18 protein-coding genes are annotated in these 18,534 nt (G+C 46.2%); 2 read left to right on the forward strand and 16 right to left on the reverse strand.

The genetic code is table 11. The features are described from left to right. Position 1: 1 nt before the first annotated feature. Both NST47_RS23355 and NST47_RS23360 read right to left on the reverse strand, forming a co-directional pair. Entirely contained in the window at positions 2-214 is a 213-nt protein-coding gene (locus NST47_RS23355; RefSeq protein WP_076228530.1) for a DUF896 domain-containing protein, read from the reverse strand. 155 nt (positions 215-369) lie between these two features. Then, positions 370-810, reverse strand: a complete 441-nt coding sequence (locus NST47_RS23360) for a LysM peptidoglycan-binding domain-containing protein (protein WP_341157277.1) — start codon at positions 808-810, stop codon at positions 370-372. Between the two features lie 85 nt (positions 811-895). Between NST47_RS23360 and lexA the strand changes: the two genes are divergently transcribed. After that, complete coding sequence (gene lexA, locus NST47_RS23365; RefSeq protein WP_076228529.1) at positions 896-1,519, forward strand: transcriptional repressor LexA; 624 nt, start codon at positions 896-898, stop codon at positions 1,517-1,519. 184 nt (positions 1,520-1,703) lie between these two features. Here lexA and glnA read toward each other — a convergent pair whose 3' ends face one another. The 6 genes from glnA to NST47_RS23395 form a co-directional block, all read right to left on the reverse strand. Beyond that, complete coding sequence (gene glnA, locus NST47_RS23370; protein ID WP_076228528.1) at positions 1,704-3,041, reverse strand: type I glutamate--ammonia ligase; 1,338 nt, start codon at positions 3,039-3,041, stop codon at positions 1,704-1,706. A 76-nt stretch (positions 3,042-3,117) separates the two neighbouring features. After that, positions 3,118-3,531 (reverse strand): MerR family transcriptional regulator, encoded by a 414-nt coding sequence (locus NST47_RS23375; RefSeq protein ID WP_076228527.1) that lies wholly within the window; start codon positions 3,529-3,531, stop codon positions 3,118-3,120. A 95-nt stretch (positions 3,532-3,626) separates the two neighbouring features. After that, entirely contained in the window at positions 3,627-4,850 is a 1,224-nt protein-coding gene (locus tag NST47_RS23380; RefSeq protein WP_445667478.1) for a methionine gamma-lyase family protein, read from the reverse strand. Positions 4,851-4,869: 19 nt separating this feature from the next. After that, positions 4,870-6,192, reverse strand: coding sequence for a GTPase HflX (gene hflX, locus NST47_RS23385; RefSeq protein WP_341157279.1), 1,323 nt, complete (start codon positions 6,190-6,192; stop codon positions 4,870-4,872). Then, entirely contained in the window at positions 6,189-7,184 is a 996-nt protein-coding gene (locus NST47_RS23390) for an AAA family ATPase (protein ID WP_341157280.1), read from the reverse strand. Before NST47_RS23390 ends, hflX begins: the two co-directional genes overlap by 4 nt. 120 nt (positions 7,185-7,304) lie before the next feature. Continuing rightward, positions 7,305-8,231: a histidine phosphatase family protein gene (locus NST47_RS23395; protein WP_341157281.1), complete on the reverse strand. Its 927-nt coding sequence runs from the start codon at positions 8,229-8,231 to the stop codon at positions 7,305-7,307. A 224-nt stretch (positions 8,232-8,455) separates the two neighbouring features. Here NST47_RS23395 and NST47_RS23400 point away from each other — a divergent pair, with 224 nt between their 5' ends. Further along, entirely contained in the window at positions 8,456-9,244 is a 789-nt protein-coding gene (locus NST47_RS23400) for a GNAT family N-acetyltransferase (RefSeq protein ID WP_341157282.1), read from the forward strand. 112 nt (positions 9,245-9,356) lie between these two features. Here NST47_RS23400 and NST47_RS23405 read toward each other — a convergent pair whose 3' ends face one another. The 8 genes from NST47_RS23405 to mutL form a co-directional block, all read right to left on the reverse strand. Further along, entirely contained in the window at positions 9,357-9,971 is a 615-nt protein-coding gene (locus NST47_RS23405; RefSeq protein WP_341157283.1) for a YdcF family protein, read from the reverse strand. Then, entirely contained in the window at positions 9,968-10,627 is a 660-nt protein-coding gene (locus NST47_RS23410) for an alpha/beta hydrolase (RefSeq protein ID WP_341157284.1), read from the reverse strand. The genes NST47_RS23405 and NST47_RS23410 overlap by 4 nt, the downstream gene beginning before the upstream one ends. A 36-nt stretch (positions 10,628-10,663) precedes the next feature. Further along, on the reverse strand, positions 10,664-11,374 hold the full coding sequence (locus tag NST47_RS23415) for a peptidylprolyl isomerase (protein ID WP_341157285.1): 711 nt from the start codon (positions 11,372-11,374) through the stop codon (positions 10,664-10,666). A gap of 151 nt (positions 11,375-11,525) precedes the next feature. Further along, complete coding sequence (locus tag NST47_RS23420; protein ID WP_341157286.1) at positions 11,526-14,441, reverse strand: transglycosylase domain-containing protein; 2,916 nt, start codon at positions 14,439-14,441, stop codon at positions 11,526-11,528. A 129-nt stretch (positions 14,442-14,570) separates the two neighbouring features. Continuing rightward, entirely contained in the window at positions 14,571-14,816 is a 246-nt protein-coding gene (hfq, locus tag NST47_RS23425; RefSeq protein ID WP_076228519.1) for an RNA chaperone Hfq, read from the reverse strand. A 19-nt stretch (positions 14,817-14,835) separates the two neighbouring features. After that, the gene (miaA, locus tag NST47_RS23430; protein ID WP_341159738.1) at positions 14,836-15,798 is read right to left on the reverse strand and encodes a tRNA (adenosine(37)-N6)-dimethylallyltransferase MiaA; all 963 of its coding nucleotides are present in this window, start codon (positions 15,796-15,798) and stop codon (positions 14,836-14,838) included. After that, positions 15,792-16,589, reverse strand: a complete 798-nt coding sequence (locus tag NST47_RS23435) for a class I SAM-dependent methyltransferase (protein WP_341157287.1) — start codon at positions 16,587-16,589, stop codon at positions 15,792-15,794. The genes miaA and NST47_RS23435 overlap by 7 nt, the downstream gene beginning before the upstream one ends. Next, positions 16,590-18,524, reverse strand: coding sequence for a DNA mismatch repair endonuclease MutL (mutL, locus tag NST47_RS23440; RefSeq protein WP_341157288.1), 1,935 nt, complete (start codon positions 18,522-18,524; stop codon positions 16,590-16,592). Positions 18,525-18,534 lie beyond the last annotated feature (10 nt).

An 18,534-nucleotide genomic window follows, 5' to 3' on the forward strand; every position in this document is an offset into this window, starting at 1 on the left:
ATTATTTGTGCTGGTTCGTGTCACTATCCTCTTGTTCCTCATCAACAAATTTAATTGTCTCCAACTGACTGCGAAGATTGCCTTTAAAAGCTTCTATATAACGTTTGCGAAGCTCATTGCGTTCTTCCAGCTCATCGTCTGTCAGACCTACTGTTTTGGCTTTACGGGCCAATTCATTGATTCGTTGAATATATGGCTCTGTTCCATTATCCATGTAAAATCCTCCCGATCTTCTACAAAAATGCTTGATAAATGCATCAAAGTATACTTTGACATTATGGCCTACCATTGTCAAGAGTCAAGGAGGTGTTTCTATGTATTGTGTGGGTGAGAGTGTTAATTCCGACATACAAAATTAAGTCTATCTTTTTAAGGAAGTCTAAGTGTTTGCCCTTCTTGAAGTATGCTAGACTTTAATCCATTCACTTTCTTGAGGTTATAAATATATTCACGGACATCCTGTCCTTTATCTGCATGTTTGCTGGCTATCGACCATAAAGTATCGCCATTAACGATCTCTACCGAATATTCAATAGGTGTGTGATCCGATGAAGCATAAGCATCCAGATCTCCGCCAAGCAATGAAACAGACAAGCTGATTAAAATAATGATTGACGCTGCTGCGAACAAGCCTGCATATCTCAAGAGCTTTTTTCGATAAGGAATAATGGAAGCTAGCAGCAGCGGAAAGGCAGAAGCATTCCTGGAAACAGACTCTCTCTTCGATAACAATTGTTCATTCATATACATAACAGCGCCCCCAAACATTTGTTCTGTTTTCAAAATAACACGAACAAATGTTTGTGTCAATTGAAAAATTAGAACTTATGTTTGTACGAACTCCGGTTCTATGTTATACTCTCACTAGTTATTACCAAGCATTGGAGTGATCCTAATGAGTAAGCTATCCATTCGACAATTGGCAATCCTGGATTTTATTAAGAATGAAGTGAAAGATAAAGGGTATCCACCTTCCGTTCGTGAAATTGGTGAAGCAGTTGGCCTCGCTTCCAGTTCTACTGTGCACGGACATCTGGAGCGTTTGGAGAAAAAGGGACTCATTCGGCGTGATCCTACCAAGCCAAGAGCGATTGAAATTACGGACGGTACCCTGACAGAGGGCAGCAACTTTGCCTTATCCGTTGTTCGTGTTCCATTGATTGGACGCGTTACTGCTGGTATTCCGATTACTGCTACGGAAAATATCGAGGATTACTTCCCGCTTCCGAGTCATTATGTTGGCGATTACAATGTGTTCATGTTGAGTATCGAGGGCAACAGTATGATTGATGCCGGTATCAATGATGGGGATTATGTTATCGTCAGACAGCAGCAAACTGCCAATAACGGTGATATTGTTGTTGCAATGACTGAAGATGACGAAGCTACAGTCAAACGGTTCTACAAGGAAAAAGATCATATACGTCTGCAGCCTGAGAACTCTACTATGGAACCGATTCGTTTAAAGACTGTTACTATTTTAGGAAGAGTCGTAGGGCTGTTCCGAGACATCGTGTAATCATTATAATCAGGCACTTATTGAAGTCGACGTCAGGGCTACTTGACAGTCGGCTTTTTGCTATGAGCTGCAATCGCGTCCTCACATACAAAAAGAAGCTTTCCCGCAGTAAAACTTCTACATGGGGAGAGCTTCTTTTGTTTATTCAAAGAAAAAAGTAATCATTCATAGGGTGAACTCATTTTTAGTAAAGCGTCAAATACTGCTCGCGTTCCCATGCATGAACCTGAGTGCGATAGATATCCCATTCGATTTCTTTAAGCTCAATGAAGTGAGCCAGAGCGTGATCACCGAGCGCATCACAAATGACATCATCGCGCAGCATCTCTTCCAATGCAACCTTAAGGTTAACCGGCAGACTTGGAATTCCTTGATCCTCACGCTCTTCCTCGGTCATTACATAAATGTTACGATCCGTTGGCGGAGGCAGCTGCATTTTGTTCTTGATTCCGTCCAGACCAGCCTTCAGCATAACAGCTAACGCCAGATATGGATTAGCAGCTGGATCCGGATTACGAACCTCAACACGGGTGCTCAGTCCTCTGGATGCAGGAATACGAATCATCGGACTCCGATTGCTGGCAGACCAAGCAACATAGCAAGGAGCTTCATAGCCAGGAACCAGACGCTTGTATGAGTTAACGGTTGGGTTGGTAATCGCTGCGAATGCACGGGCATGACGCAAAATGCCAGCCATATAATATCTTGCAGTTGCACTTAGACCCAGCTTGTCACTTTCATCATAGAACGTGTTCGTGGAACCGTTAAATAACGATTGGTGAGCGTGCATACCCGATCCGTTCACACCGAATAATGGTTTGGGCATAAAAGTAGCATGCAAACCATGCTGTCTTGCTACCGTTTTAACTACCAGCTTGAACGTTTGAATTTGATCGGCCGCTTTGATCGCATCCGCATATTTAAAATCAATTTCATGCTGACCCGGCGCTACTTCATGGTGAGAAGCTTCGATTTCAAAGCCCATTTCCTCCAAAGTCAATACGATCTCACGACGGCAGTTTTCGCCAAGATCCATAGGGGCCAAGTCAAAATATCCGCCTTGATCATTTAATTCCATCGAAGGATTGCCATTTTCATCAGTTTTGAATAAGAAAAATTCCGGTTCTGGTCCAACATTCATTGCTGTAAAGCCCATATCTTCGGCTTCTTTCAAAGCATTCTTCAGGATACCACGAGGGTCTCCAGGAAAAGGTCTGCCATCCGGCAAGTAAATATCACAGATTAGACGTGCAATGCGATCCTCAACCACCCAAGGGAAAATGACCCATGTGCTAAGATCAGGATACAAATACATATCAGACTCTTCAATACGAACATAACCTTCAATCGAAGAACCATCAAACATCATTTTGTTGTCCAATGCTTTTTCCAGCTGGCTAATAGGAATTTCCACATTTTTGATCGTTCCAAGCAAGTCGGTAAATTGCAAGCGAATAAATCTTACATTTTGTTCCTTGGCAATCTTGATAATGTCCTCTTTTTTATAATTCTTTTCAGTCACTTTACATGTTCCTCCTTAAGTTACGCAGTTTTATCAGTCTTTTTGATAAGTCCGCATTTGAATCATTGGAAAGCGCTTATTTTTTGAAAAATCTGGATAGCTCGCCTTGGATCAGAGATACCTGTCCCAAGCGTTTGCCTCCACCAAGCAGCTGCTGCTTTAACATCCGGTGAAGCTGTGAATCCGTCATTTCTCTGCGTTTAACTTCCGATTGCTCATTAAGAACAGTTGCATCCTCTGAATCCTTGGACATTGGCAGCAGCACTTGTTTAATTCCGGCGATATTCACGCCTTTCTCAATCAAGTCTTTAATTTCCAGCAACCGCTCTACATCATTAAAAGAATAGAGACGCTGGTTCCCGCCTGTCCGAGCCGGTATGATCAACTCATGCTGTTCATAATACCGGATTTGCCTAGCTGTTAAATCTGTCAACTTCATTACGATACCAATGGGGAATAACGCCATATTCCGACGTATATCATCAGCCACGATTCATCACCTCTGTGTACTTAAAACCTACCCCCATTCTACTCTTCCTACATAAACGTGTCAAGTTATGTTAGGTTCATGCAAAGTATAAGTCATTATTTTAATAAACCTTGTTCCATCATACTGCTCAGAGCTGTTAATACACCTAATTTACAATGAGAATAAGTTAATCCACCCTGCATATAAGCAATATACGGTTCACGGATCGGAGCATCTGCGGATAGCTCCAAGCTGCCGCCTTGAATGAAAGTACCTGCAGCCATGATGACCGGATGCTCATAACCAGGCATAGCCCAAGGCTCAGGAACCACATGTGCATCTATCGCCGAAGCTTGCTGAATACCTTGAACAAAGGCAATCAAATGCTTGGCACTGGTGAATTGAATCGCTTGAATCAAGTCCGTACGCTTGTCATTCCAATGCGGATGTGTGACAAAGCCAAGCTGTTCAAATACGGCGGCTGCAAATATGGAGCCCTTGACCGCTTGTCCCACCAAATGTGGCGCCAGGAACAGCCCTTGATATATACCGCGGGTTGTATCCAGCATCGCTCCAACTTCTCCGCCTATACCAGGCGCGGTCAAGCGAAAGGAAGCCAGTTCCACGTACTTGTGTTTACCTACGATATATCCTCCCGTTGCAGCCAAGCCGCCCCCAGGATTTTTAATTAAAGAACCTGCCATCAGATCTACGCCAACCTCTGTCGGCTCCTGAAGCTCCGTAAACTCTCCATAACAATTATCGACAAAAACAATAACATCAGATTTGAGTTCTTTTACAAAACGGGTCATCTCTTCAATTTGTGAGACGTTGAACGAAGAACGCCAGGAATAGCCGCGCGAGCGCTGAATACCGATCACCTTGGTACGTGGTGTAATGCTGCTGCCAATCGTTTCATAATCCGGGCTGCCGTCTTCGAGCAGAGCAACCTCGTTATAGATGATTCCCCAATCCTGTAAGGAGCCTTTGCCATCCTGAGGATGTCCAATTACCTTGTGCAGCGTATCGTAGGGACGTCCTGTGATCATCAGCAGCTCGTCACCTGGACGCAGCACACCGAATAAAGCCGTACTGATCGTGTGGGTCCCGGACACAAAATGAGGCCGCACCAGGGCAGCCTCCGCTCCAAACACATCTGCATACACCAGATCCAGCACCTCGCGGCCTCGATCATTATAGCCATAGCCTGTAGAACCAGCAAAGTGATAGTCACTGACCTTATGCTTTTGAAAGGCACGGATCACCTTCCACTGATTCTGATCAATGATCCGTTCCACTTCTTTAAACTTACCTTCAATCCGCTGTTCGGCAAGCTCCATCCATGCCGTTATGCGTTCATTAAACATACAACTCATTCTCTCCCTCATCCGGTATCTGATCTGTTGCATAAGAGGTTAACAAATGACTGATTTTTTCGTATTCCTGTTTGTCTATACGCACCTGAAATACCATATCATTGCCTTCCACTTCATTCTCCAGGACTTCGCCAATCCTGTACATTAATGAAATCATATCGCCTTTCTCCACTGGAATCCGAAACTTCTTGCTGTCTCCCATTAAACGAGCTTCAATAAGTTCGCATACCTGTGCCAGATCGCTTTCATTATAAGCGGACATCCGCAAGAAGTCACCCTCTGTAGAAAGCATTTGGATTTGTTCGGGTGTACACTGATCGATTTTATTAAATAATGTAATCTGATCCTTCCCATGAGCGTTGAGCTCAGTAAGTACCTGTTTAACAACATGCATCTGGGTTTCCAGCATATCAGCCGAGCTATCCACGACATGTAAAATAAGGTCAGCTTCACAAACCTCTTCCAAGGTAGCACGGAAGGCGGCAACCAAATCATGCGGTAAATTTTGAATAAATCCTACCGTATCCGTCAGTACAATTTCCTTGCCACCAGGCAGCTTCAGCATCCTTGAGGTCGGGTCAAGCGTAGCGAACAGCTGGTTCTCGACATAGACATCAGCATCCGTCATTTGCCGCAGCAGCGTTGACTTCCCGGCATTCGTATAACCGACAATAGCAACCTGGAACACACCTGTTTTTTTGCGGCGTTCCCTGTGCAGATTACGATGCTTGACGAATTCAGACAACTGCTGCTTGAGCTCATCAATCCGATCACGAATGTGTCTACGATCAGTTTCCAGCTTGCTTTCCCCTGGTCCTCTTGTTCCGATGCCGCCGCCCAAACGTGACAGGTTCTTGCCTTGACCGGATAACCTTGGCAGCAAGTAGCTAAGCTGGGCGAGCTCGACCTGTATGATGCCTTCACGCGTTTTGGCTCTTTGAGCAAATATATCCAAAATCAATTGAGTTCGATCGATAATTTTCACATCCAAAAATTCTTCCAGATTCCGCACCTGGGCTCCGGACAATTCCTGATCAAATATAGCTGTATTGGCTCCATGCTCCTCAATAAGCTCCTTGAGCTCGGCGGCTTTGCCTTTGCCTACAAACCATTTGGAATCTATCTTTTCCTTGTTCTGCGATAATGTCGTCAACACCTCTACACCTGCGGTTTCAGCCAAGCTGACAAGCTCATCCAAGGAATATTCGGCAGAATACGACTGCTCTCTTTTTTGCTGCGGGGTAACAAGGCTCATAAGAACTGCCCGTTCCAATTCGTGATCAATACTATGTGTGGTTGTTTTCATAAATATTTATGGGTCTCCTTTGATTGTTTTCGTTCCAGCTTGACATCTTCGGCTCGAAGTGTCATTAAGTCCTGTTTACTAGGCTGCTGGACATGGCTGTTCAACAAACGTACGGCATGGTTTCTCATCGCTTTTTCAATCAAATTTCGTACAAAACGTGCATTGCTGAAAGAAGCCTCGGAATCACTCTGTTGTTTTTCGCTGATGATTTGCTGACGTATTTTGCTCTCAGCTTGTGCGTTCAATACGTATTCCCGTTCCTTGATCATCATTTCGGTAATTTGCATGAGCTGTTCGACCGTGTAGTCAGGAAACTCCAGATGGATGGGAAACCGGGAAGGGAGACCGGGATTGGTCTGCAAAAACTGATCCATTTCTTCAGAATACCCTGCCAAAATCAGAATAAAATGATTTTTGTGATCCTCCATTGCTTTGACCAATGTATCAATGGCTTCCTTGCCAAAATCCTTTTCACCGCCGCGCGCCAGACTATAGGCTTCATCAATAAAAAGCACGCCACCAAGAGCCTTTTTTACCATTTCCCGCGTTTTCAGTGCCGTATGCCCTATGTACTCACCTACCATGTCAGCGCGTTCCACCTCGATAAGATGGCCTTTACTCAACACACCCATCGTTTGCAGCAGTTTCGCTATAATACGAGCTACAGTCGTTTTCCCCGTACCTGGATTTCCTTTAAAAACCATATGGTACACCTGCGAATTTGCCGTTAATCCGGCATCAGCCCGATAGCTGGCAACTCGCAGCAGCGCATAAATTTCAAATACAAGCTCCTTGATGGATTCCAAACCGACCATCCGGTCAAGCTCTTTCATGATTTCCCCAAAATGACCTTGCTGGGACAATGGCTTACCGTGAAATTGAGGCTCGGAATTAGGTGCAGTTAGGGGCTCCGAGTTGCGTAGAATCACATTGATTTGATGAGCATTTTGTGTAATTTGGATCTGATCTGTTGGCAGGACACGTCCACTCATGCATATCACCTCTTTACTTGGTGTTAGCAGTATACGCAGAAGCCCAGATGAATGTGCTCATTTTCTTCCTCTATTGTATAGTGAAACGTCAAAATTTCAAAACCAGCCCTTCAACAACTGCTAAAAATGCTTGTCAGCATCCCAGATTCGTTCCATGGAGAGTAGACTGCTTCCAGAGAAGGTCAGACGGTATACATCCGGATTGGTCAACCGACTCCAGGCTCCAAAACCAAACTGCTCATCATAATGGCCTAGCAGGAGAGCCATCGCATTGCCATGAGTAGCTATAGCAAATATATGTCCATCAGACGCAAGCAGTTCGTTCACAACGGCTATCATGCGCTGAGATGCTGAATAGCTGGACTCTCCACCAGGAAAGCACAGAAGCTTGTCATGGAAGGTCTCCTCCAATTGTGTACGCCAATCCATCATTGATTTGCTGCTCAATATACGTTCGGACAAACGATGATCCACATGAATCTTTTGACCTGTTCGCAGAGCAGTGAGCTCCAGAGTTTGCTGTGCTCGCTTCATAGGACTTGCTTTGAACTCATCAATTTGAAGATGCGACAACAACCGGTCCAGCAGTTCCGACTGCTTCATGCCCAGAGGCGTCAGAATGGCTTCTGCCGCTTGCCCTTCAGCCTGGGCATGCCTAATTACATATAAGGTCTTTAAAGCATCTGCAAGCTTATTATAAGCCTCCCAGATCGGCCGTGTTACCTGATCCCATCTGTTCTCGTCCGATAGCGGCACCCATTCCAGAGAAACAATCGTTTGATTATCCGGATGCTGCATATCCACAGCCAGCTGACCACCAACAATATCCGCAAGATACGTATATTTAGATTCAGTGCGATGCAATAGATGCGTAATTTTCACATCATAGCCGGTTTCTTCCTTCACTTCACGAATACATGCCTGCTCAGGTGACTCTCCCAGCTCAATCCCGCCACCAGGAAAGTTCCATACCAAATCACCACGCTGGACATATTCGTGAAGCATCAGCACTGACCCATCTTTTATAAGCAAAGCTTGTGCAAGCATAGGGCACTCCACCTTTTGGATCCATCTGACAAACCTGTACTCAGTATCGTACAATGATCAGACAGAAGATGATAGAGATTTTTTATGTATTAGCCATTATTTCTTACAAAAAATTCGAATAAAACTTAAGTTTATACAGTTTTCATAATTTAATATTGAATTTTTATTCATTAAATAGTATATTTATACAATTATTAATTCATACATAGGAAGGATAGTGCGCAATGAACACTACAGGCTCCTCCACCGATCATTCTCAGCTTCAGCTTTTCCGGCAAATTGAACAATATGCTTTTAACACTTGGCCCGCTGCTACGAATACCAAACAAGGGAACTGGATTATGCGTGCGACAGATGGCATTACCAAGAGAGCCAACAGCATCTGGACAAGCGCTGGCGACTCCCTTCCCAAGGGAGATTGGCTGCAGGAAGCACGGCAATTTTACGACACACACGGACTTCCAGTACGGTATCATATCAGCGATGCTTCTCCAAAGGGACTCGACACCTTATTGGACCAGGCAGGCTTTCTCAAGGAAATCCCTTGTTCCGTGTTAATTGCAGATACAGAGAAGGTCATAACTCATACTTTATCCGAATCCGATAAGCTGAGTGTGGAAATACTGTCCATTCATAATGAACAATGGTTGACAGATTTCATCGATATGGAAGGTTTTGATAGGAGCAAGCTGTCTTTTTACGATTCTCTGTTTACACGCATTACCCAAACCAAATGCTTCTGTTCCCTTCAATGGAATGGACAAAATGTAGCAGTCGGCACGGCTATTGTCGAGGGGGAATGGGCTGGACTTACCAATATCGTTGTCAACTCGGAGCTCAGAGGGCAAGGAATTGGCAAATTTCTGCTGAACGAGCTGGCTTCATGGAGTCTGAGCAACGGCGCGCAGCGAATTTACCTGCAAGTCGTTAATGATAATGTGGCGGCGCACCGTTTGTATCAAAAAGCAGGATTTACTTCCTTGTTCCAGTTCCATTATCGTGTACAACCCTGAGAAAACCAAATGAATGGCAATAGCCTTCTTTCTCTCGCGTGGGTTACAGCAAGGGAAAAAAGGCTTGTATGGTTTGAAGTCAATCCGATTGTATAAGCTATGTATCCACAAGTTAGCTATCTAATGCCATACGAAGTTTATCCAGCTTCCATTTAACATGAGCCAGCGTTTCACGAATCAGATTCCAGCTATTTTTCACTGCTTTGGAGTCTACGGGGTAAGCCTCTACCTGCCTGTAATTTAAAAATTTTGCCATCTCCATTGCCCTGAGCATATGATAACGGTGTGTAATAATTACCGCTGAGTTCCATTTTTGCTGCAGCATGAACCGCTGGCTGAACAATAAATTTTCATAAGTGCTGGTTGCTTCCTGTTCCATCATGATCACGTTGTCCGCAACACCGTGTTCCAGCAAATAATTTCTCATTCCCTCAGCTTCGGTTAACTGGAACTCCGTACGATCCAATCCACCAGATACAATAATATGCTTGATCTTCCCGTCTTTAAAAAGCTTAATCCCTCCATCCAGACGTTCCTGAAGCGAAGGAGTGGCCACGTTGTCTTTCAAGGAAGAGCCTAATATAATGCCAACTTCTCCAGCTGCTGAAGTATTGTCTGGAACATTCGCCATTCGGTACTGTAGTATGGACACCCACAACAAGCCTACGACAACACACAACCACAACAATCTTCGTGTCCGTTTCCACGATAGCCCTTGCTTCATCATTTAGTCAAGAAGCGTTCGACAGAATGAAATACTGCCTCCGCTCCGGGCTCCAGACAAATCATATGACGAGCTTCGGGAAAAAACTCGATTTCCTTTTCCCCCTGAAGCTGATTAAATAAATAATGGGCACTCTTCGGATGAATAATGCCATCCTGCTCACCTTGTGCGATAAGTGTCGGCACCTTGATCATGGGCAGCTCGGGCCGCATCTGTTTATTCAGCATGACAAATTGCCTCGTAGCCTTCAACGGGGTCCTTCTTACCTTCCCCCAATTCGACCAGTCGTCCATTTGAATTCTACGTATCAGTTCCCTCATAAATCGATACGGGCTAAAATAAAAAACAGCCGCATTCAACAAAACAAGCCTGCGAATTGGATAACGATTCGCTATGTATGCCGAGATCAGTCCCCCCATCGAAAAACCAATCAGATCAATCTCGCCATACTGCGCAGTTAAACTGGAAGCCTCCAAAGCGGCAGCCTCCAGCCAATCATGCCAGTTTGTTTGCCCCAACGTTCTCAGCTCGGGGTCATGCCCTGGTAAAGTCGGCACATGGCAAACAGTACCCTGCTCGGTTAAATACGCTGCCAAAGGAGTCAGTTCATACGGTCCACCGGTAAAGCCGTGGAGCATAAGGCAATGTCTTTTTTCCAAGGCTGCACCTCTTTTACTTACAAAATAGGTCCTTTATTACTTTTCAGTAATGGCAATGGATTGGATGACAACTTTTTCAGTTGGAGAGCTCTTCTCTCCTGAAGCGCCACTTGCAACTGGAGTTGCTGCGATTTTTTTGACAACGTCCATGCCTTCAGTCACTTTACCAAAAATCGTATAGTTAGGTGATTTGTTCAAGTTCTTGCTGTCTTCGCCTGTGCAAATAAAGAACTGACTGCCGTTGGTGTTAGGTCCAGCGTTAGCCATAGCGACTATTCCCGGCTCATATTTATATGGAGATTTCAGTTCGTCCTGAAAGCTGTACCCAGGTCCACCACTGCCAACTCCAAGCGGATCGCCAGTTTGAATCATAAACGATTCGATAATGCGGTGGAACACAATATCATTATAAAAGCCTTCTTTGGCTAGAAACACAAAATTGTTGACCGTAATCGGTGCATCTTTGGCATATAGATCGATTTTGAAGCTGCCCTTGGAGGTCGCAATCGTTGCCTGATATGTTTTCTTGACATCAATCGTCATGGCCGGTGGAGCCGTCCAGCTCTTCTTGGCCGCTGGCTTGGCAGTATCGGCTGGCTGCTGTGTATTGGCTGCTGGCTGACCGCCCTGTGTAGTTGTCTTTCCTGCATTGTCCACAGGCTTGGTGCCGCAGGCCGACAGCATAAGCGCGCAAACCACTGCGATAGCTGCCCATTTGGTCATCTTGGTTGTAGATATTGCTTTCATCTCTAAATTCCTCCAGATCATTATCTCTTATTGGGTAAGCCCCTAAAGTATTATACTACGACACGGTAAAAATTAACAAAGTCTCCTGATGATGATGAACCCATCGGAGACTTTGTTACCTTGTGCGTTACGCTACTTCACCATTCATTCATTAACGCACAACAGTTCCAGCACCAGGAGTTGTTCCCGTTCCGGCTCCTGGCGTCGTTCCCGTGCCCGCTCCTGGCGTTGTTCCCGTTCCGGCTCCTGGTGTTGTTCCGGTTCCCGCCCCTGGTGTCGTTCCCGTTCCGGCTCCTGGCGTCGTTCCGTTTCCGGCTCCTGGCGTCGTTCCCGTTCCACCACCTGGTGTCGTTCCCGTTCCCGCCCCTGGCGTCGTTCCCGTTCCCGCTCCTGGTGTCGTTCCCGTTCCGGCTCCTGGCGTTGTTCCCGTTCCCGCTCCTGGTGTCGTTCCCGTTCCGGCTCCTGGCGTTGTTCCGGTTCCTGCTCCTGGTGTCGTTCCCGTTCCGGCTCCTGGCGTTGTTCCCGTTCCCGCTCCTGGCGTTGTTCCCGTTCCGGCTCCTGGCGTTGTTCCCGTTCCGGCTCCTGGCGTTGTTCCCGTTCCGGCTCCTGGCGTTGTTCCGGTTCCGGTTCCTGGCGTTGTTCCGGTTCCCGCTCCTGGCGTTGTTCCCGTACCTGTACCCGGCTTCGTTCCGGCTCCCGTACCTGGCGTCGTTCCCGTACCTGTACCTGGTGTCGTTCCTGTACCTGTACCCGGCGTCGTTCCGGTACCCTGACCTGGTACTTGTCCTGGTGGCAATGCACTATCGGCAGGGATAACCACAGTCACGGATGGTGATTGCGTTCCTGTCTTTTCGGTCTTCGGATCGTACGCTACAACTGCATACTGATAGGTTTCACCCGATATTATTGTAATATCTTTGACTTCCGTTTGAGTTGTTGTCAGCATCGGTTCAGAAGAAAATTCCTTATCCTTATCTGTTTTACGCAATAAACGATAGGTCACGTTATCCCCAAGTGACGACCATTTTAGTACGACAGATGGACCCCCATTGCTCTTGACATACTCCGCTTGGAGTTCACCCACATCCTTAATTGGAGGTGGCAGCTCTGGTTTAACCAAATCCGGAACTCCGTCCGGTTTAACAAACTTCGTCATTGGGCGATTAGCAAGAGCCTTCTGCATCACTTCCTTGAATATAACCGCTGCACTGCCGCTGCTCATTGTAACATAATGCTTTGCATCGGACTTGTCAAAGCCGATCCATACCGCTGCGCTCCACTCCGGTGTAAATCCGGTAAACCAGAGATCGCGGTTATATTTCTCCAGCCCTTTTATAACCGTTTGCGTGGAGCCGGTTTTGCCTGATACCGGACGCTCGAATTTGGCCGCTGTCCCTGTACCGCCTGGCTCAACTACGCTTTGCATGAGCAATGTCATGTAATAAGCAGTTTTGGCGCTCATCGCCGGAGTTACACGCTCCTGCTTGAACTCTTTGACCAAGGCGCCTTGATCGTCAACAATTTTGATAATGGAATGAGTCGTGTTCAAATATCCATTATTGGCGATTGCGCCATAAGCTGCAGCCATTTGTAACGGTGACGCTCCTTTGGTCATACCGCCAAGGGCAATTGCGAGATTTCGATCCTTTTGTGGTTCAAAGGGAATTCCCAGCTTGGTGGCAAAATCCATCCCGGTTTTCACACCGATCTCATTGAACAACCATACAGCAGGCGCGTTAATCGATTTACGCACCGCTTCAAACATATCAACTTGTCCTCGATAGACACCATCATAATTTCGAGGCGCATAGCCATTGTAGTTAGCTTCCTTATCCTCCAGCATGCTGTAAGGATTGTACTTGCCACTTTCTAATGCAGGTGCATAGATCAATAACGGCTTGATCGAGGAGCCCGGCTGCTGCGGAACTACCGCACGATCCAATCCGGTTTGCACATAATCCCGTCCACCAATAATGCCAACTAACCCGCCATCCTTGTGATTGATGATAGCCATAGCTCCCTGCATTTTTTGCTCAGGACCGTTCTTTTGAAAAAATTTATCATTGGCAAACGTCTGCTCCATAATTTTCTGTGCATTGGAATCCATCGTCGTATAGATTTTATAGCCATTACTCAGCAATTCGGCCTCAGGGATACCATACACTTTCTCGGCTTCATTGATCACGTAGTCGATAAAGGTCAGATAGTCCTTGTTTCCTGTAGCCGGAGGGGCTTCATAATCGACTGCCGCTGCTTCAGCACGCTCAGCTTCTGTAATATATCCCTGATCCTGCATAAGCTTCAGGACAACAGCACGCCGCTCCTTCGACTTATCCGGATTAGCAATCGGATTGTATACGCTTGGTGCCTTAGGAATTGCTGCCAGCGTAGCCATCTGCCAAATTTTCAAATCCTTCAAATCACTTACATTAAAATACTTCTTTGCTGCCGCTTTAACCCCAAACACCCGGTTTCCAAAAAAGATCCGGTTTACATACAAGGCCAAAATTTCATCCTTTGTTTTACGGTCTTCCAGAGCAACTGCTATGGACATTTCAGTAGCTTTACGGAAAAAGGTTTTATTATTATTTAAAAACATGTTTTTGGCTACCTGCTGCGTAATCGTACTTCCGCCTTCAACTGCGCTTCGAGCCACGACATCCTTCACAAGAGCACGTCCTATACCCATAAAATCTATACCGGTATGCTGCTCGAATCTGCGATCCTCTGTTGCTATAAAAGCTTGTTGAAGCTTTAAAGGAATCTCTTCAGGCTTAACAATTTCCCGATTGTCATGCTCGCCATGAAGAACAGCCACCTCGGTTCCATTCACATCAAACAAATGCGAGGCTTCGTCCATATCGAGCTTATCAATATTTGCATCCAATATCTTGTTACCGTTGATAATAATAAAAATGTAGACGCCCAAGGCGCATATAATTCCAAGAACAGCCGTTACAAAAGCAAACATTAAGGCTTTACCAAAGCTGAACTTCTTTTTTTTCTTTTTAGCTGGTGTTTTTTTTGCAGGTGGTTTTGCTGTCGTTGTTTTTTTGTCAGTTGCCATCCTCTGCCTCCCCTAATTCTCTCTTTACAATAAAAGAACAACCCTAGCGGAACGGGTTGCTCTCATGGTTCCTATTCATTATACGAATGCTCGACTCAAAAAGTTGCCAAGTTGCAGGAACAAAGCTGATTAATTGTCAGAGCTGCTATCCGGCTGCTGCATTAAAGAAACCGAACGCTGTGGTGTGAAGGTAGAAATAGCATGCTTGTATACCATTTGCTGACGGCCTTCACTATCAATGATAATCGTAAAATTATCGAACGCCCGAATGACCCCACGGATCTGAAACCCATTGGTCAGGTATACCGTAACGGGAATATTTTCCTTGCGCAGCTGGTTCAAAAATGTATCCTGAATATTGATCGATTTATTCATCATGGGCCCCCTTGTGAGTTTAACGTTCGAATTTTAACTTATCTGCTATTATAGCATGAACTTCATTAAATTGCGTAGTAGAATTTGTCAATTCAGTCATGTCCACCCAATTAATGTCCTTCATATGACGAAACCAGGAAAGCTGTCTTTTGGCAAATCTGCGGGTATCCCGCTTCAACAAATACACAGTCTCTTCCCAGGAACTTCTGCCTTCCCAAAAATCGATGATTTCCTTGTAGCCCAAACCCTGCATCGATATGTACTGCTTGCCATAGCCTTGATCCATCAGGTGCTTAACCTCATCCACAAGACCTTCCTGCAGCATTAAATCAATTCGCTCTTCTATACGTTTATATAGCAAAGCTCTATCCATTGTCAACCCGACGATACATAGTTCGTATGGAGACTGCTTTTTCTGTTCCTTTAACCGCTCAGACAACCGTTCACCCGTTAAATGGAACATTTCCATTGCACGAATGATACGCCGTTGATCATTGGGATGCAGCCGTTCTGCACTTGCAGGATCGATTTCCCGCAGCTTCTCCCACAACGCTTCGGGACCAAAAGTGTCCGCATAAGCCTGCTGCTCTTCACGGTATGCTTCATCAGAACCGGATTCACTAAACTGAAAATCATAGCAAACCGACTCCACGTAAAGTCCGGTTCCGCCTACAATGAACGGCAGCTTGCCGCGACTGGCAATGTCAAGGATCAATTTACGTGCGGTATCCTGAAACTCTGCTACAGAAAACGGGTGGTCCGGTTCATGGATGTCTATCATATGGTGAGGAACCTGCTGCCGCTCCCAGGCGGTAGCCTTTGCAGTGCCAATGTCCATTCCCCGGTAAACCTGCATCGAATCTCCGGAAATAATTTCCGCACTAAATTCTGCGGCCAATTTAAGGCTTAATCCTGTTTTCCCTACTGCCGTCGGTCCTACCAACACAAGCAGCTTGGGTTTGGGTGGTGCCTTTGTCACAATCGTATCACTCCGTAAGCTATTTTCGTGGTGGAACGTCTTACTTCCTCAAAGCCCAGACGGTTAAATTCATCACTGCTTCTGTGCTCCTTCATAATCACGGCCCTACGTGCTACACGCAGCGCTTCCTTAATGGTCTGTTCGCTTACAGGTCTGGAATTTGCCAATGTACGAATCGCACTGATGGAGCTGGACTCATGGATTGGTTGTCGAAACATCGGATCCACATAAACGACGTCAAAGGCATTATCAGGCTGTCGCTGCAAATATTCACTATGATCCATCTGGATAACCTGTATACGGCGCATAGCCTCGTTCATACCAGGAATCTCGGAATCGTAAGTCATCAGACCTTGCTGAAGAATCAAATAAGGAATCGGCTCGCTTTCCAGAGCTACCACTTCTCCATTACCCTGCACTGCATAAGAATAAACAAGCGCATCAGAGCCAAGACCTGCGGTGCAGTCTAACACACGATCACCGGGCTGTATGGATGAAAGCTCCATAAGCGGATCATGCTCGCCATTCACAAGCCTTTTAACTCGAATCGCTGCCGTGCTGGGATGGAAAAATAAAGCAGGCTGATCTTCATGATAATACTCTATCCGCTCCTTTGAAACAAGCAGGATATCCGAATCGTCATACAACGTCCGCAGTCGGACCAATGAATGCCGCTTTCTTGGGACGAGTCGTATCGGACTTACTATTCCTTGGAGCTGCTTAATCGACCTGGCAAGCTGGGCTGCAGCTTCCAGGTGTTCAGCTTGAGGGTCGTAAGAGGTCGTTATGAGCACTTACATCACCCTTTTAAATAATTTTTCAAGTTCATAGGTAGAAAAGCTGATGACAATGGGACGACCATGCGGACATGTATAAGGATTGCGGCATGCTGCCAACCGATCCAATAAAATTTCCATTTCGTTCACCCGCATGCTTTGATTCGCTTTGATGGAAGCTTTGCATGAGCACATTATCGCCGCTTTTTCCCGCAATCGACTCACATCTACACTTTTGCGCTCAGCTAACAGCCATTCCGTCATCTCATCGATCAGTGCTTTCTCATCGCCATCCGGAAACCAATGGGGATAGGCTCTTACCAGGAAAGAGTTGCCGCCAAATGGCTCGACATACACGCCAGCCTGCTCCAGCAGAGGCAGCTTGTCTTGGATTCGCACAGCATCCGATGAGGTGAATTCCAAGGTGATCGGTACGAGCAGCTCCTGGCTCGCTTCCGCTGGATTTCCGAATTTTTCAAAATAATACTCATAGTTAATACGCTCATGAGCAGCATGCTGATCAATCAGGAACAAGCCTTCCTCATTCTGGGCAATGATATATGTCCCATGCATTTGCCCGATGGGGGATAGCTTTGGAAACGATGGGAGCACAGGGGCAGCCGTCTGCTCGTCAGTAGCCATGGTACGCAGAAGCACCTCATTAGCTGCTGCCTGCTCCTTGAAGGACTGGACAGGCTCATTACGCAGCTGCTTGTCCCTCTGTTCGGTGTCACGGGCAGTAGAATTGAACGTATTGACCGTACGCTTCACATCCAATTCCCTTTCGGATCGGGGATCTGCCTGCGACCAGCGATTCAAGGCTTCAACGTCCTGCTTGCGATCATATGCCTTATCGATATTACCGTTGGCTGATGATGCAGGAGGAGCAGAACGGTACAGCTCCAGCTGCTCCTGAATATGATTAATCGGTTTGGACTTGGAAGGAGCCCCTGTTGGAATTAGAACCTGTTGATTAAGCACATGGCGCACCTGCTCTTCAACAAATTGAATAAGCTCCTGCTCCTTGCTGAATCGCACCTCCAGCTTCGCCGGATGGACATTGACATCCACCAGCGTCGGGTCCATTTCAATATGAATCGCAGCAACAGGAAACCGGTTAATCGGCAAAAACGTATGGTAGCCCTGCAGCAGCGCTTGAATTAAAGTGAAATTACGGACGTAACGTCCATTGATAAAAGTAGAAATTCCATTGCGATTAGCCCGTGTTGTCTCCGGCTTACCGATAAAACCGCGAATCGAATAGTCCAGCTGCTCACCCTCAATTGGAAGCATGGTTTTGGCCACAGTAGTTCCATAAATGGCAGCAATAACGCCGCGCATATCCTCATTTCCGAGTGTCTGGATCATCACACTGCCGTTGTGCTTCAACGTGAAAGCTATTTCGGGATGGGCTAATGCAAGACGATATATAAAATCGGATACATGCCCCAGCTCGGTTTGTACGGTTTTCATATATTTCAAGCGTGCAGGTGTATTATAAAATAGCTCACGCACCTGAATATCCGTACCACGCGGAGCTGCCGTTTCCTCGGAAACCTTAACGGTTCCACCTTCAATAACAAGCTGATGACCCAGCCCGCTTGAATTCGTTGAAGTTAGGCAGGTAACCTTGGAAACAGCTGCGATACTCGGCAGTGCTTCGCCCCGAAATCCAAGTGTCCGAATGGAAAACAAGTCCTGACTGCTGACAATTTTGCTCGTCGCATGGCGAAAGAAGGCTGCTTCACAATCGTCGGACTGCATTCCTGAGCCATTGTCGCTTACACGAATCAGCGCAAGACCGCCTTCCTCGATCGCAACATCGATCCGGCTGCTCCCGGCATCGACTGCATTTTCCACAAGCTCCTTGACGACTGAGGAAGGGCGCTCCACGACCTCACCAGCTGCGATCTGATTGGCAATATGTTCATCAAGTACTCTGATTATTCCCATAGCGTATTCT

This window comes from Paenibacillus sp. FSL H8-0034, from assembly GCF_038000305.1.
Classification (GTDB): domain Bacteria; phylum Bacillota; class Bacilli; order Paenibacillales; family NBRC-103111; genus Paenibacillus_S.

What these genes read in the sequence shown, in the direction of transcription:
- NST47_RS23355 (WP_076228530.1), bottom strand. Translation starts at nt 214, where the DNA reads ATGGATAATGGAACAGAGCCATATATTCAACGAATCAATGAATTGGCC.
- lexA (WP_076228529.1), top strand. Translation starts at nt 896, where the DNA reads ATGAGTAAGCTATCCATTCGACAATTGGCAATCCTGGATTTTATTAAG.
- NST47_RS23380 (WP_445667478.1), bottom strand. Translation starts at nt 4,850, where the DNA reads ATGGAGCTTGCCGAACAGCGGATTGAAGGTAAGTTTAAAGAAGTGGAA.
- hflX (WP_341157279.1), bottom strand. Translation starts at nt 6,192, where the DNA reads ATGAAAACAACCACACATAGTATTGATCACGAATTGGAACGGGCAGTT.
- NST47_RS23390 (WP_341157280.1), bottom strand. Translation starts at nt 7,184, where the DNA reads ATGAGTGGACGTGTCCTGCCAACAGATCAGATCCAAATTACACAAAAT.
- NST47_RS23395 (WP_341157281.1), bottom strand. Translation starts at nt 8,231, where the DNA reads ATGCTTGCACAAGCTTTGCTTATAAAAGATGGGTCAGTGCTGATGCTT.
- NST47_RS23400 (WP_341157282.1), top strand. Translation starts at nt 8,456, where the DNA reads ATGAACACTACAGGCTCCTCCACCGATCATTCTCAGCTTCAGCTTTTC.
- NST47_RS23405 (WP_341157283.1), bottom strand. Translation starts at nt 9,971, where the DNA reads ATGATGAAGCAAGGGCTATCGTGGAAACGGACACGAAGATTGTTGTGG.
- NST47_RS23415 (WP_341157285.1), bottom strand. Translation starts at nt 11,374, where the DNA reads ATGAAAGCAATATCTACAACCAAGATGACCAAATGGGCAGCTATCGCA.
- NST47_RS23420 (WP_341157286.1), bottom strand. Translation starts at nt 14,441, where the DNA reads ATGGCAACTGACAAAAAAACAACGACAGCAAAACCACCTGCAAAAAAA.
- hfq (WP_076228519.1), bottom strand. Translation starts at nt 14,816, where the DNA reads ATGAATAAATCGATCAATATTCAGGATACATTTTTGAACCAGCTGCGC.
- mutL (WP_341157288.1), bottom strand. Translation starts at nt 18,524, where the DNA reads ATGGGAATAATCAGAGTACTTGATGAACATATTGCCAATCAGATCGCA.